Source organism: Streptococcus mitis, from assembly GCF_047463435.1.
Classification (GTDB): Bacteria; Bacillota; Bacilli; order Lactobacillales; family Streptococcaceae; genus Streptococcus; species Streptococcus mitis_DS.
The window spans coordinates 1-14,891 of record NZ_JASHDW010000017.1; the positions used below are offsets into that span (position 1 = coordinate 1).

A 14,891-nucleotide genomic window follows, 5' to 3' on the forward strand; every position below is an offset into this window, starting at 1 on the left:
TGTTATCCAAGTTTTCAACTGTACCTGGCCAACGTGGGCTATCTGGTTGTCCTGGATTGACTGGTGTATTTGGTTGTGGGGTTGGGTTATCTGGGTTAACTGGTTCAACACGTTCTGAAAGGGTTACTGTGTAGACTTGGTCACGTGCTGTATCGTAGTCATAAACCTTCGCACCACCTGCTGTGAATTCATCGCTAACAAGGTTGTAGCCTTGTTTCTTGAATTCTGTGATTTGACTTGTTGTGCTGTAGGCAATGGCTTCACCTGACTTACCTGTCACTTCATCTGTTGTGAGAACACGGTTACCGTTGGTACTTACATAACGGATCACAGCTTTTTGATTTTCTTTTTCAATTACTACATTAGAATCTTTACCTACAGCATCTAAATCATTATCATCGTTTGGATCAATAGTTTTTGTTTCTGCATTATATCCGTGAATAGATTGATTGTCACTAATTTTCCAACCAACTGGTGCTTGAGGAATTTCAGTAACATCTGCTCTTGTTGTATCATTAAAATCGTTTTTATATTGTCGACGAATAGCATCTTCTTTATTCTCGACTACTTCACCATTTGAATTGATGTAATGTCCATCTTTGTCGACTAAATTGATATAACCTAAGTCTTTATACCAAACGTTGACAACTGTTTCATTTATATAGTCTGGGTTAACTGTTAACTCATCAACACTCTTGGCATCAGCGTAGAAACCTGGATTGACCGGTGTCATAACTTTCTTGAAAGTATAATCCAAATCTCCGATAGCACGTTTCCGACGACGCGAACTACCTTGTGCTGCATGAGCCTCAATAGCACTCTTTAATCTCAAGCTCGCTTCTTGATCTAACGGAATATTCCATCCGCCTTTTATATTTGCCTTTGCATCTTCAACTCGAAGTCCCTTTACAGTTTTTAAGGCAGTTTTATCTTTTTCTACTGACTCTTTATCTACTTCAGAAGTTTTTTCAGCCACCTTTGATTCAGCATTTCTCTTTTCAGCTGATTCAATTTTGCTAACTACTTCAACTTTATCAGCAACTTTGCTAGTAGTTACACCTCTAAGTTCCAAAGCAATGACAGCAGCTTGGAGATCGGACTCTGCTTTTGATAATTCAGATTCTGTCACATCTGTTTTATTTAATAATTCTTGAGCATATTGAATACTAGATTGAAGGCTTTTCACACTTTCTTCAGTGTATAACTTAAGCTCCAATTTTTCTGCACGTGAAAGAGCTGATAACAATTTTGACTTGTCAACAGCATCTTGCTGCTTTACTTCCTCCTTTTTGTCTTTTGCTTCTTCAACTTTTTCTGCTGATGCTTTAGCATCTTCAGATTTAGCTGAAGTTACTTCTACTGGGTTAGCAACCGTTGGAGCTGCATAGGTTGTTTCTTTTTTAGGTGTAGCAACTTCTGCTGGTTTTGTAGCTTCTTCTATCTTATCAACAGAAACACTGTTAGTAGCTTCTGGGGTATGTTCCTCTGCTTGTACTGCTTGCGCATTGGCAGCGGTTCCTAAGACCAAGGCTGTTCCGAGCAAAACACTCGCTGCACCAAAGTGATATTTCCGAATGGAGTATCTTTGTTGCAAGCTATACCAGTCAAATGATTTTTTATGTGAATGTTTCATTGTGAACTCCTAGATAGTATTTTATAGTTCTCACTCTACAACTATTTGATATATAAATCAATAATTTCTAAGCAATTAATATATTCTCTTTTTGTACCTAGAAGCCACTTATCTTATTCTTATTTTTCTGTTTAATCCAAACGCTTTTTCTACTCCAACATTTTTGTACACTTTAGACAATAATATGATATAATGAATTTAGGAGGAAATTACCTACATGCGAAACCTTTTATCCACAAAAGATCAAAGACAATTACGCTTAATGGAAATCTTAATTCAGAATCGTAATTGGATAAGATTACATGCACTTGCCGAAAAATTAGGATGTACAGAACGAATCCTAAAAAATGATTTAAATGAATTACGAACAGCTTTCCCAAATATTGACATCCAATCTTCCGTTAACGGAATTATGATTGATTTAGATGTTAACACTAGTGTGGAAGACGTTTATCAATATTTTCTAGCTCATTCCCAATCTTTTCAATTACTAGAGTATATGTTCTTCAATGAGGGGTTACCTATTTATCGAACGATAGAAAATCTTCACTCTAGTAATGCCAACCTCTATCGATTGGGCAGAAATATTACAAAAACTCTGTCAACTCAATTCCAAATTGAACTATCATTTACTCCATCCGAAATACGTGGGAATGAAATCGATATTCGCTATTTTTTTGCCCAATATTTTTCTGAGCGCTATTATTTTCTAGACTGGCCTTTTCCTGACCTTCCTGAAGAGGATTTAACAGAGTTCACTGACTTCTTCTATAAGATCACGAATTATCCAATGCGATTTTCAATCTATAGAATGTACAAATTGATGATAGCCATCAGTATTTACCGCATTAAAAACGGTCATTTCATCGACTTACCAAATCATTTCTACGATGAATACTACCCTCTTTTGATGAGTATTCCAAACTTTGAGGAGATACTTGTCCATTTTTCTGAAAAACTGGGACTGGAAATCACCCCAGATATCATTGCCCAAATTTTTATATCCTTTATTCAAGACAATCTTTTCTTAGATCCTCAAGAATTCTTCAACTCTTTAGAAGAAAACAGTGAAGCAAGATACTCTTACCAATTACTTAGTCAAATATTAGAACGCCTAGCAAAACAATATAAGATTACTTTTACTAACCACGATGAGCTGATTTGGCATTTACACAACACTGCTTTCTTTGAAAGACAGGAAATCTTTTCTACCCCAATCTTATTTGAACAAAAAGCATTGACGATTAAAAAATTTGAAGTTTACTTCCCAGACTTTATGGGAAGTGCACGTCAAGAACTGGCCCAATATCGTCAGGCAATTGGACAGCATGACCATCCTGAACAGTTGGAACACTTGATGTACACCATCTTAACCCATGCTGAAAACCTCTCTACTCAGTTGTTAGAAAATCGACCACCTATCAAGGTTTTGATTATCAGTAATTTTGACCATGCTATATCCCTTACCTTTGTTGATATGCTTTCCTACTACTGTAATAACCGCTTTACCTTCGATACTTGGGATGAATTGGAAACGAGTCCTGAGATTTTAAATCAGACAGGTTATGATATCATCGTGTCTAATTTCTATATTCCAGGAATTACCAAGAAGTTTATTTGTCAAAATCATCTGTCAATAATGGATTTGGTTAATCATCTTAATACTTTATCAAATGAGATTCATTTGTCCAATACTTTATAAGCTAGAAAAAAGTCAGCATAATCCTGCTGACTTTTTCTCTTATCTGATTTCTAAACTTCCTTAACAAAAACCAATTCCTGTGATTGGGACAGGTCTTCTCTGTAGACAAATCCTCCAAAGCTTAAGCGACGAGCTTCTTCCACTGTTTGTACTTGATTTTCTATCAGGGCTGTTAGGAAGGCTCCACGCGCTTTCTTGGAAATGGTTGAGTGAATCTTCAGCTGACCACCCTTATCCTCCATGAATTTAAAGGTCACCATCTTTTCTCTGATTTCCTTAGAAAATACAGTCTCAAACTCGGATGACAAGAGGGAGAAAATCACTTCTTCCTGAGTCACAGCTTCATCATAGGCTGACTTCCAATGGCTCTTCAAAGTCTTACCAGCGACTTTTAACTTCATCAAAAAGTCCAAACGGTGAGGTGCCATAGGTGACAAGGCTGGAACAACACCATACAAAGCTGAAGTAATAAAGACATGATTTTCAAGATAGGCTTGTTCTACCTCGGTCAGTTTGTCTCGCTTGATATGACGGTACATAAGCCCATCAAAAAGTTTCAAGGCTGGGTAGTGTTGAGCAGTTTTGTTTTTTAAAGCTTGTATATGTTGAAATTCTTCCGCAGCTTTCTCGGCTGATACCTTGTAAAAACTCTCCAATTGACTAACAGAATAGAGAGCTAAGGCATCCAGCACAGCTTGACTTTCTGGTCTTAAAGGATTTGCCTCGATACTCGGCAAGTCTGTGTTCATTTCTTTTGCTGTTGGGATTAAAATTTTCATATTAATAGTGTAGCATATTTTTTAGCCACTACCAAGAAATTCATCTGAAAAACCTCGGTTTGACCGAGGCTTCTCTATTTATTTTGGCCATCCTAACCAGACAGCCACGAGAACAAGGGCTAGGCCAGCTAAGCTTGTTAAGATAGATAAGAATTTATCTTTTTTCTCCTTGAACTGAGAAACACCTATCTTCAAAGCGAGCAGTCCAAGTAGCATTGAAGCAAGCATCACATAAAAGCCCATTTGTTTGTCCTCCATTAGGCTTAATTTACCTTATTATAACATATATTTCTTAAATAAACCTTTTTTATACTCAATGAAAATCAAAGAGCAAACTAGGAAACTAGCCGCAGGTTGCTCAAAGCACAGCTTTGAGGTCGCAGATAAAGTTGACGTGGTTTGAAGAGATTTTCGAAGAGTATTACTGTACTTTAAAGGTCTTGAGATAGTTGTCTTTTCCTACTTGACCTTCGAAGGTTTTACCATTTTCAAGGTAAGGAAGGTCATCTGAGACTGAGGCCTTGACTTTGTATATCTTGCCATCAACTTTAAAGAAATATACGGTGTCGCCCTTGATAACAGCTGATTTGAGGTCTGCCACCACACCCTTAATGCTTTCTGTTGTTTCATTATCAATTTCAAGGTCGTTTTTATTGGCGTACTTGCTGAGCAGTTCTTCCACTGTCGTAGCTACGATAACATTTTGGTACTCGACTGCATCAACCAAGGCGTACTCTTTGACCAAACCAGCATTGTCCTTCAAGCCCATGATGTAGAGAGGCTTGTCATTGAGGTTGATGAGGATTGGGAAGGTTGCCTTGTAGGATTTCTCCTGAACAGCACCTTCGGCTGATTCACGGGCTGATTCTTCGGTCGCAGAAGCCAAGCTATACTTAGTGACTTCTCCTGTTCGCATATTTTCAAGGATGAAACCAAGATTACTTTCATCTGCATTGGCCGATGTCACACCTGTGTAGAGATAAATGTCATTGCCGATAGACAAATAATTATAGCCCTTGGTAGTCTGGGTCACGTTTTTCTTGGAAATCATAGCATTCCAGAAACCGTCCTTGTACTTGCCGTTGTAGTTGATTTGCTCAATGGTTTCCTCAGCTGGATAGACCCTGTCCACCCATTCTGGAACATCTGCCAAACTGTATTCCTTGGTTTCTCCATTTGTGGCATCCAAGATAATGACTGAAACAGGACGAGGAACTGCTAAGCCAAATTGCTTTTGGTAAACCGTCGCTACATAGAAAGGATTGCCCTCATCGTCCACCTCGAAGGATGGAGTTTTGAAAATTTTGGTTGGATACTTCAAGCGCAGGTGACGCTTGACATCGCGGTTAAAATACTCCGAGTCCGAATACTTGATTGGTGTCTTCAAGTCCACCAAATCCGCATTCCCAGTTACCATATCCACCTTGATATACTCACCGATTCCCTTGGCCTGATTGTTAAACCATTTGATAGGGTCTGCGTATTCTAGCGGCGTAACCCGATAAGGTTTCCCATCAATCGTCAATTGAGTATAAGTATCTGCCGCCACGTACTGTGACACCTTATCGGTTAGGGAACCCAAGTAGCGGTCGCCAATTTTTTCAGCAGTACTTCTATCTAGGATAGGAACCTTACTGGTATCAGTCTTAGGAAATTCAGTAAACTCTTTTTCCGTAACCGTGACTACATTGGCATAATTTTTAGCCTGAAAAATGCTAGAAGTCACCAAGGAAACCAAACCTGCCAAGAGAAGAATTCCTCCAATAGAAGCTAAAAGAACTTTCCCTAACTGATTGATTTTGAAACCCTCAAAATTTAAAGCAGCTTCCGCCTTGCCGTGGCGTACATGAACTGTCTTGACCAGATTGATTCCCTTGCTAAAGCCAAATAAAATAGCCACAAGCAGCAAATGCGCACAGAGGAAAAAAAGAAATTCCCAGCTGGTCAGGTTAAGAGGCGGTAAAAAGATATACCAGGTCGTTGCGATAAAAATAAGTTCGAAGACTATTCGTTTCATTTGCTTTCCTCCTAAATGATTCGCCCGTCCAAGTGATCCAGTTCATGCTGGCATATCTGAGCTGGAAATCCTGTCAAGGTAATGGTTTGTTCCTGCCACTTGCTGTCACGGTAGGACACCGTTATTGTTTCATAACGCTTAGTAGATCTCACACCTGTCAATGACAAACAGCCCTCCTCTGTCTCATAAGGTCCTTCAAAGGACAGGAGCACTGGGTTAAACATGACCATTGGAACCAAACCAAGATTAAAGATAATCACGCGCTTCTGCACCCCAATCATATTGGCAGCCAAACCAACACAGGTCTCACGATTTGCTAAGAGCGTATCTTGTAAGTCTCTAGCAAGATACAGGTCTTCCTGACTTGCAGGTTGAGACACCTGAGATAAGAACAAGATATCCTTTACAATTTTCTTTTCCACTTCCTCACACTCCTCTTACTTTTTACTATATTATAGCAATTATAGCACAAAAGCCGATAACTGCAAGCCCTTTCCCTAAACTGTAGCAAAAAGCCATCCGAAGATGACTTTTTTTAAATCGCATTCTTGTCAAAACCGAGTTTACGTTGGATAAATTTAACGATTTCGACGATGATAATCATTGAGAAGCTTCCACCCATAACGATTCCCCATTGTGACAAGTCTAGTTTGGTTACGTGGAAGATTCCTTCAAGCGGTTCTACGACGATTGTTGCCATGAGAAGGATGAAGGATACCAAGATAGACCAGTTAAATGTCTTAGACTTGAATGGACCAACTGTCAAGATGGATTGGTAAACAGATTTGACATTGTAGGCATGGAAGAGTTGAATCAAGCCAAGGGTTGCAAAGGCCATAGTTAGGGCATCTGCATGAATGGCATGATTGTCACCCACATGAACTGGGTAAGCAATCGCAAGTCCATAAACACTCATAACAATAGCTGCTTGGAGTACACCTTGATAGATGATAGAACTCACAACACCACCTGAGAAGAAGCTTGCCTTGCGTCCACGTGGTTTATGATTCATGACACCAGGCTCAGCAGGTTCAACACCTAGAGCGATAGCTGGGAAAGTATCGGTTACCAAGTTGATCCACAAAAGATGAACTGGCTGCAAGACATCCCAACCAAACAAGGTTGATAGGAAGATGGTTAATACTTCAGCAGTATTGGCAGAAAGTAGGTACTGGATAGTCTTTTGAATGTTTGAGAAGACCTTACGTCCTTCTTCAACTGCAACAATAATAGTCGCAAAGTTATCATCTGCAAGAATCATGTCAGAAGCCCCCTTAGAAACCTCTGTACCAGTGATTCCCATACCGATACCGATATCGGCTGTTTTCAGAGCTGGCGCATCATTGACACCATCACCTGTCATGGCAACGACTTTACCTTGTTTTTGCCAAGCCTTCACGATACGAACCTTGTGTTCTGGAGACACACGGGCATAAACAGAGTATTGACCAACAACTTTTTCAAAGTCTTCATCAGATAGTTCGTTGAGTTCAGCACCAGTTAAAACATGGCCTTCTGTATCATTTGCATCGATGATTCCCAAACGTTTGGCAATAGCTTCTGCAGTATCTTGGTGGTCACCTGTAATCATGATTGGACGGATTCCAGCTTCCTTAGCCACACGAACAGCCTCAGCTGCCTCAGGACGTTCAGGGTCAATCATTCCAATCAAACCAGTAAAGATTAAATCATTTTCAAGCTCTTCAGAAGTCAGGTTTTCTGGAATGCTGTCAATAATCTTATAAGCACCTGCGAGGACACGCAAGGCTTGGTGAGCCATTTCAGAGTTGTTTGTGTGAATGAGGTTTGTAACCTTCTCGTCAATCGGAGCAATATCCCCAGCCTTATCACGAAGAACACAACGTTTCAAGAGTTGGTCTGGGGCACCCTTGACCGCTACAAGGAATTTACCATCTGGCAATGGGTGAACCGTTGACATGAGCTTACGGTCAGAGTCAAATGGCAACTCAGCCACACGAGGATATTTCTCTAAAAATCCTTTCACATCGTAGCCCTTGTCCAAGGCATATTGGATAAAGGCTGTTTCGGTTGGATCTCCGATCAGGTTTCCTTCTGCATCAATCTTGGTATCATTAGCCAAAACTACAGAACGAAGAAGAGGCATGTCCAAGCCGAGTTCAATGTCATCAGCAGAGTCATGTAGGACTGCATCATAGAAGACTTTTTCGACGGTCATCTTGTTCATGGTAAGCGTACCAGTCTTATCAGAAGCGATGATTTCAGTTGAACCAAGCGTTTCTACAGCTGGCAACTTACGAACGATAGAGTTTCGTTTGGCCAAAACTTGAGTACCAAGGGCAAGAACGATGGTCACGATAGCAGGAAGTCCTTCTGGGATGGCTGCAACGGCAAGCGCAACAGAGGTCATCAACTCACCAAGTGGATTTTTCCCTTGAATGAAGACACCCACTACAAAAGTAACAAGGGCAATGACCAAGATAGCATAGGTCAAGACCTTAGAAAGGTTATTCAAGTTTTGTTTAAGTGGTGTATCCGTCTCATCCGCATCTTGGAGCATACCTGCGATGTGACCAACTTCAGTGTACATCCCTGTATTGATAACAACACCAAGACCACGACCATAAGTCACATTTGAGTTTTGGAAGGCCATATTGACACGGTCACCAATACCAGCATCTGCAGCAAGTTCAACTGTCAAGTCTTTTTCGACTGGCACAGACTCACCTGTAAGGGCAGCTTCTTCGATTTTAAGAGAGTTGGCTTCAATCAAACGTAGGTCTGCAGGTACTACATCACCTGCTTCAAGGGAAACAATATCTCCTGGAACCAATTCTTTAGAGTCAATCTCCGCCATATGCCCATCACGAAGAACGCGGGCAGCTGGACTAGACATGGATTTGAGAGCTTCGATCGCTTCTTCGGCTTTTCCTTCTTGGTAAACACCAAAGGCAGCATTGATGATTACCACGGCTAAGATGATAATGGCATCTGCGATATCTTCCCCACCAGAAGTCACGACTGACAAGATTGCTGCCGCAACTAGGATGATAATCATCAAATCCTTAAATTGCTCGATGAATTTGACCAGAATTGATCGTTTCTCGCCTTCTTCGAGTTCATTGTGGCCAAATTCTGCAAGGCGCTTTTCCGCCTCACTTGATGACAAACCTTGCTCGGTCGCATCCACAGCCTTCAAGACCTCTTCAGGACTCTGAGTGTAAAACGCTTGGCGTTTTTGTTCTTTTGACATGTGTCTCCTCCTTGACATTGTGTGCAAAACAGACTCTCTTTTCCCTCATCGCATCTTTTCACGACAAACAAAAAGAGACCTATTAATCATAACAAGTCTCGCTGTTTAAGATAGGGCCGGAAAGCATACTTTTCAGTATAAAATTCGGAATGACGACACTATCACAGGTTTCTGCCAGCTACTCCCTTGAGTAGTACTATTATACCAAATTTTGAAAAGTTTTCAAAGAGTAAAAAATGACTTATTTGAATTTTCTCTTGAAAACCAGTATAATGGTAGAATGCTATGTGACTAGAAAGGAAGTTGAATGAAGCAATCTATCTCAAATCTCAAGTTAGCTGAGCGTGGGGCCATTATCAGTATTTCGACCTATTTGATCTTGTCTGCAGCCAAATTAGCAACTGGGCACCTCCTCCATTCATCCAGTTTGGTAGCCGATGGTTTCAACAACGTATCAGATATTATCGGAAATATTGCTCTTCTGATCGGGATTCGAATGGCGCGCCAGCCTGCAGACCGTGACCATCGTTTTGGCCATTGGAAGATTGAAGATTTGGCTAGCTTGATTACTTCTATCATCATGTTCTATGTCGGTTTCGATGTGCTAAGGGATACCATTCAAAAGATTCTCAGTCGTGAAGAAACGGTCATTGATCCTCTTGGTGCAACTCTAGGAATCATTTCTGCAGCGATTATGTTCATAGTTTATCTCTACAATACTCGCCTCAGCAAGAAATCTAACTCCAAGGCGCTGAAGGCAGCTGCCAAGGATAACCTTTCTGATGCTGTTACCTCACTTGGTACTACCATTGCCATCCTGGCTAGCAGTTTTAATTATCCCATTGTGGATAAACTGGTCGCTATCATCATCACTTTCTTTATTTTGAAAACTGCCTATGATATCTTCATTGAGTCTTCCTTTAGCCTATCAGATGGATTTGATGACCATCTGCTGGAAGATTACCAAAAGGCCATCATGGAAATTCCCAAAATCAGCAAGGTTAAGTCCCAAAGAGGTCGCACCTACGGTAGCAACATTTACCTTGATATTACGCTAGAGATGAATCCTGACTTATCTGTTTATGAGAGTCATGAAATCGCGGATCAAGTCGAGTCTATGCTGGAGGAACGTTTTGGAATCTTTGATACCGATGTCCATATCGAGCCAGCACCTATCCCTGAGGATGAAATTTTAGACAATGTCTATAAAAAATTGCTTATGCGCGAACAATTGATTGACCAAGGAAATCAACTGGAAGAACTCTTGGCTGATGATTTTGTCTATATTCGGCAAGATGGAGAGCAGATGGATAAAGAGGCCTATAAGACCGAAAAAGACTTGAATTCTGCTATCAAGGACATTCAAATCACTTCCATCAGTCAAAAGACCAAACTCATCTGCTATGAGTTAGATGGTATCGTCCATACCAGTATCTGGCGCCGCCACGAAACTTGGCAAAATATCTTTCATCAAGAAACCAAAAAAGAATAGAGAAATCCTGTCATGAGACGGGATTTTTCTATTCTTCTAGCTATCAAAGTCACTTAGATATTCATAGCGTTCGTATTTTTCAAGGAGTGCTTCGTTTTTCTCATCCAGTTCTTTTTGAAGAGTAGCTAGTTTGCTAAAATCAGAGCCGTTGGCCTGCATCTCCTCTTCAATAGCAGCGATACGATTTTCCAAGGCTTCAATATCGCCTTCAATGCTTGCCCACTCCTGCTTTTCTTGGTAGGTCATGCGTTTCTTGTCTTCACGAACCTTGACCACTTTCTCCTTTTCAGCCTTTTGTACTTGATTGGCCATCTCTGTTTCAAAGGCTTTTTCATCTAGGTAGTCGGTATAATGACCAAAGAATGGACGAATCTTGCCATCTTCAAAAGCCAGAATCTTGGTCGCTACCTTATCCAAGAAATAGCGGTCGTGACTAACAGTCAAAACTGGACCAGCAAAGCCTTGCAAGAAATTCTCCAAAACTGTCAAGGTCGCAATATCTAGATCATTTGTCGGTTCGTCCAAGAGAAGAACATTTGGTTTTTCCAAGAGCAGTTTGAGGAGATAAAGACGTTTTTTCTCTCCCCCAGACAATTTCTCAATCAAGGTTCCATGCGTCGAACGTGGGAAAAGAAACTGCTCCAGCAGCTCTGCAATAGAAGTCGTAGAACCACCGCTGGTCTTGACCTCTTCTGCCACTTCCTGCAAGTAATTGATCACTCGCTTGCTTTCATCCAAGCCCTCAATTTGCTGAGAGAAATAGGCGATGCGAACAGTTTCCCCAATCACAACTTGTCCTGCTGTCGGCTCAAGACTGCCTGCAATCAGATTAAGCAGGGTTGATTTTCCAACACCGTTGTCCCCAACGATTCCAATACGGTCTTTGGCCTGCACCAAGAGATTAAAATCTTGCAAAATAGGCTTGTTTTCATAGGCAAATGAAACATCCTGAAACTCGATGACTTTCTTCCCAATCCGACTGGTTTCAAAGTTCATAGTCAAGTCTGTCTCAGCAACGCCGCCTGAAACTTCCTTTTTCAGGTCGTGGAAACGATTGATACGAGCCTGTTGCTTGGTCGCACGCGCCTGCGGTTGTCTACGCATCCAGGCCAATTCTTGCTTATAGAGTTGTTCCTTTTTGTGGAGAAGAGCCGCATCGCGTTCATCCTGTTCCGCCTTAAGGCGAACATAGTCCTGATAATTCCCTTGATACTCTGTCAAGCCTGCGCGATCCAACTCGAAAATCCGTGTTGACAAAGCGTCTAAGAAATAACGATCGTGAGTGATAAAGAGAACTGTCTTCTTAGAATTTTTTAAAAAGAGGGTCAGCCACTCAATAGTCGCAATATCCAAATGGTTGGTCGGCTCATCCAGAAGCAAGAGGTCGTGATTGCCAAGTAAAACTTGCGCCAACTGGACTCGTCTTCTTAGGCCACCTGATAATTCCCCAACAGGAGTAGATAAGTCTTGAATACCCAGCTTGCTGAGAACGGTCTTGACCTGACTCTCAATTTCCCAAGCTTGAAGAGAATCCATCTCTGCCATAACCCGTTCCAAACGAGCCTGCTTATCCTCACTGTAGTTGAGCATGATCAACTCATACTCACGAATAAGCTGGATTTCCTTGAGGTCGCTGGATAGGACCGTATCCAAGACCGTCTTGCTATCATCAAAATCAGGATCTTGAGTCAAGTAACCAATCTGGTAATCATTTTTAGCTGAAAAAGGACTGACATCCCCATCAAAGCCAGAAACACCAGAAAGGACATCTAAAAGGGTGGTCTTGCCAGTCCCATTGACACCAATCAGACCGATTCTGTCTAGGTCATGGATGATAAAGGAAATATCCTTAAAAACGGTCTTATCACCGACGGATTTACTTAGTTTTTCAACGATAAAATCACTCATTTTTTCTCCCTCAAGTAAGCATGGATGGCTTGACGGTCATTTTCCAATTCCCCATCGACAATGGCATATTCAATCTCTGTTAAAATCTCTCCCAAGTCTGGCCCCGGCTGATAGCCATATTCCTTAATCAAAATACCACCGTTGATTTGGATTTCTTTCTTATCATGAATGGTCAGACTCCGATAGGTTTCTGTGATGGCTTGTGGGTTGACTTCTTTTCCTTGGGCCTGACGAAGATTTTCAGCCTGTAAAAGTAAATCTAAATCAAAGCGATAACAATCGCGCTTGCTCAAATCTCCCTTTTCACGCAAGGCCAAAATAGTCAGTAAATCCTGAACTTGCTTGGCAAACTGACGTGAGGTCTTCCAAGATTTCAAAAAGGGCTGTGCATTTTCAATTTCCAAAGCCCACAGTAGAGCCGCCCAGGCTTGCTCAGAGGATTCAAAAGTAAAATCAGTCTCCAAATCAAACAGTCTGTTGAGCTTATCCTGACTAGACGCCATATCAGGAAGATAGTCATAAGCTTGACTCTCAATCATGGAAGCCAAGCCCCTTCTCCAAAATGGTGCCAGCAAAAGTTTATCAAATTCGACAAAGGTACGCTCCACAGAAATTTTCTCCAAAAGCGGCGTCAAGGTCTTCATAGCTTTGAATGTTTCTTGCTCAAGCTCAAAGCCAAGACTAGCCTGAAAACGGAAACCACGCATAATCCGCAAAGCATCTTCGTTGAAACGTTCACTAGCCACTCCAACCGCCCGCAAGACTTGATTTTCCAAATCTTCTAAGCCATGGAACAAGTCAATGATTTCCCCTGTCTCGTCCAAGGCAAAGGCATTGACTGTGAAATCACGGCGTTTGAGGTCTTCTTCTAGCGAACGCACAAATGAAACCGCACTAGGTCTGCGATAGTCCACATAGACATCCTCTGTCCGAAAAGTAGTTACCTCATACTCCTCATCCCCATCTAAAACCAAGACGGTTCCATGCTCGATTCCGATATCGGCTGTTCGCGGAAAAATCTGCTTGGTTTCTTCTGGATACGAAGACGTCGCAATATCCACATCGTGGATGGGACGATTGAGGAGGGCATCTCGAACAGATCCCCCAACAAAATAGGCTTCAAATCCTGCTTCTTTGATTTTTTCTAATACTGGTAAAGCCTTCTGAAATTCAGAAGGCATTTGCGTTAATCTCATAATAAGTGTTCTAATCCATAGACAAGCTCATGACGCTTGACAACTTCTTTAATTCCCAAATTCACCCCTGTCATGAAGGAGCTGCGATCATAGGAGTCATGACGGAGGGTCAATCCTTCTCCTTGATTGCCAAAGATGACTTCCTGATGAGCTACCAAGCCTGGCAAACGAACTGAGTGAATACGCATGCCATCAAAGTCAGCACCACGGGCACCTGCAATCAATTCTTCCTCATCAGGTGCACCTTGCTGGGTAAACTCTCGAACTTCTGCCATTAACTCAGCTGTTTTAATAGCTGTCCCACTCGGAGAATCCTTTTTCTTGTCATGATGAAGCTCGATAATCTCCACATTTGGGAAATATTTAGCAGCCTGCCTTGCAAATTGCATGAGTAAAACAGCACCCAAGGCAAAGTTAGGAGCGATCAAACCACCCAAATCTTGGGCACGAGAAAATTCTTTTAGCTCTGCAATTTCTTCACTTGTGAAACCTGTTGTTCCAACTACTGGAGCAAAGCCATTTTCAAGAGCAAAACGTGTATTTTCATAGGCAACAGCTGGTGTAGTAAAATCTACCCAGACATCCGCTTCAAAACCAGCTAAATCATCCTTATCATTAAAAACAGGAATCCCCTGCCATTCTGACTCAGACTCAAAAGGATCCAAAACTGCTACCAAGTCCAAGTCTGGATCAGCCAAAACCATCTGACAAGCAGCCTGACCCATCTTTCCCTTAAAACCAGCAATAATTACTCGAATACTCATCTCTACTCCTGTCTAAGATACAAAGGACCTTAGCTACCCATGAAAAATAGGGAATGGGGCTGACTTTCCATGAAAGTCAAGGCAGTCATCTTTTTTCAAGAGGCAGATAGTCCATGTTCAATTTCCAAGATACAAAGCCTGTAAGAACACAAAGTGAAAATAGGAGTT

11 protein-coding genes are annotated in these 14,891 nt (G+C 41.4%); 2 read left to right on the forward strand and 9 right to left on the reverse strand.

Going from position 1 to position 14,891, the window contains the following annotated elements; all coding sequences use genetic code 11:
- Positions 1-1,633: mucin-binding protein (locus QM843_RS09110; RefSeq protein ID WP_414399231.1), on the reverse strand; the 1,633-nt coding region annotated here is incomplete at its 3' end.
- A 217-nt stretch (positions 1,634-1,850) separates the two neighbouring features.
- On the opposite strand from QM843_RS09110, the gene pclR reads away from it, so the two are divergent.
- Positions 1,851-3,335, forward strand: a complete 1,485-nt coding sequence (gene pclR, locus QM843_RS09115; protein WP_414304810.1) for a virulence transcriptional activator PclR — start codon at positions 1,851-1,853, stop codon at positions 3,333-3,335.
- Between the two features lie 50 nt (positions 3,336-3,385).
- Here the strand turns inward: pclR and yaaA are convergent, their stop codons facing one another.
- From yaaA to QM843_RS09140, 5 genes are all read right to left on the reverse strand, one after another.
- Positions 3,386-4,114: a peroxide stress protein YaaA gene (gene yaaA, locus QM843_RS09120; protein WP_414304811.1), complete on the reverse strand. Its 729-nt coding sequence runs from the start codon at positions 4,112-4,114 to the stop codon at positions 3,386-3,388.
- 78 nt (positions 4,115-4,192) lie between these two features.
- Positions 4,193-4,357 carry a YczI family protein gene (locus QM843_RS09125; protein ID WP_203212928.1) on the reverse strand — a complete coding sequence of 55 codons (165 nt, stop codon included), beginning with the start codon at positions 4,355-4,357 and terminating at the stop codon, positions 4,193-4,195.
- 178 nt (positions 4,358-4,535) lie between these two features.
- Positions 4,536-6,131, reverse strand: coding sequence for a hypothetical protein (locus tag QM843_RS09130; protein WP_414304812.1), 1,596 nt, complete (start codon positions 6,129-6,131; stop codon positions 4,536-4,538).
- An 11-nt stretch (positions 6,132-6,142) separates the two neighbouring features.
- Positions 6,143-6,553 (reverse strand): peptide deformylase, encoded by a 411-nt coding sequence (locus tag QM843_RS09135; RefSeq protein ID WP_414304813.1) that lies wholly within the window; start codon positions 6,551-6,553, stop codon positions 6,143-6,145.
- Between the two features lie 113 nt (positions 6,554-6,666).
- A complete protein-coding gene (locus QM843_RS09140) occupies positions 6,667-9,363 on the reverse strand; it encodes a cation-translocating P-type ATPase (RefSeq protein WP_414300581.1) in 2,697 nt (898 codons plus the stop codon).
- Positions 9,364-9,670: 307 nt separating this feature from the next.
- Between QM843_RS09140 and mntE the strand changes: the two genes are divergently transcribed.
- On the forward strand, positions 9,671-10,855 hold the full coding sequence (mntE, locus tag QM843_RS09145; RefSeq protein WP_414304814.1) for a CDF family manganese efflux transporter MntE: 1,185 nt from the start codon (positions 9,671-9,673) through the stop codon (positions 10,853-10,855).
- Between the two features lie 36 nt (positions 10,856-10,891).
- Here mntE and QM843_RS09150 read toward each other — a convergent pair whose 3' ends face one another.
- From QM843_RS09150 to dapB, 3 genes are read right to left on the reverse strand one after another with little or no spacing between them, the layout of a single operon-like run.
- Positions 10,892-12,763 (reverse strand): ABC-F family ATP-binding cassette domain-containing protein, encoded by a 1,872-nt coding sequence (locus QM843_RS09150; protein WP_414304815.1) that lies wholly within the window; start codon positions 12,761-12,763, stop codon positions 10,892-10,894.
- Complete coding sequence (locus QM843_RS09155) at positions 12,760-13,959, reverse strand: CCA tRNA nucleotidyltransferase (protein WP_414304816.1); 1,200 nt, start codon at positions 13,957-13,959, stop codon at positions 12,760-12,762. The genes QM843_RS09150 and QM843_RS09155 overlap by 4 nt, the downstream gene beginning before the upstream one ends.
- Positions 13,956-14,723, reverse strand: coding sequence for a 4-hydroxy-tetrahydrodipicolinate reductase (gene dapB, locus QM843_RS09160; protein WP_414304817.1), 768 nt, complete (start codon positions 14,721-14,723; stop codon positions 13,956-13,958). Before dapB ends, QM843_RS09155 begins: the two co-directional genes overlap by 4 nt.
- Between the last annotated feature and the right edge of the window lie 168 nt (positions 14,724-14,891).

Excerpts from the sequence above, each read along its gene's own strand:
- yaaA (WP_414304811.1), bottom strand. The coding sequence starts at position 4,114 with ATGAAAATTTTAATCCCAACAGCAAAAGAAATGAACACAGACTTGCCG.
- QM843_RS09150 (WP_414304815.1), bottom strand. The coding sequence starts at position 12,763 with ATGAGTGATTTTATCGTTGAAAAACTAAGTAAATCCGTCGGTGATAAG.
- QM843_RS09130 (WP_414304812.1), bottom strand. The coding sequence starts at position 6,131 with ATGAAACGAATAGTCTTCGAACTTATTTTTATCGCAACGACCTGGTAT.
- mntE (WP_414304814.1), top strand. The coding sequence starts at position 9,671 with ATGAAGCAATCTATCTCAAATCTCAAGTTAGCTGAGCGTGGGGCCATT.
- dapB (WP_414304817.1), bottom strand. The coding sequence starts at position 14,723 with ATGAGTATTCGAGTAATTATTGCTGGTTTTAAGGGAAAGATGGGTCAG.
- QM843_RS09155 (WP_414304816.1), bottom strand. The coding sequence starts at position 13,959 with ATGAGATTAACGCAAATGCCTTCTGAATTTCAGAAGGCTTTACCAGTA.
- QM843_RS09125 (WP_203212928.1), bottom strand. The coding sequence starts at position 4,357 with ATGGGCTTTTATGTGATGCTTGCTTCAATGCTACTTGGACTGCTCGCT.
- pclR (WP_414304810.1), top strand. The coding sequence starts at position 1,851 with ATGCGAAACCTTTTATCCACAAAAGATCAAAGACAATTACGCTTAATG.
- QM843_RS09140 (WP_414300581.1), bottom strand. The coding sequence starts at position 9,363 with ATGTCAAAAGAACAAAAACGCCAAGCGTTTTACACTCAGAGTCCTGAA.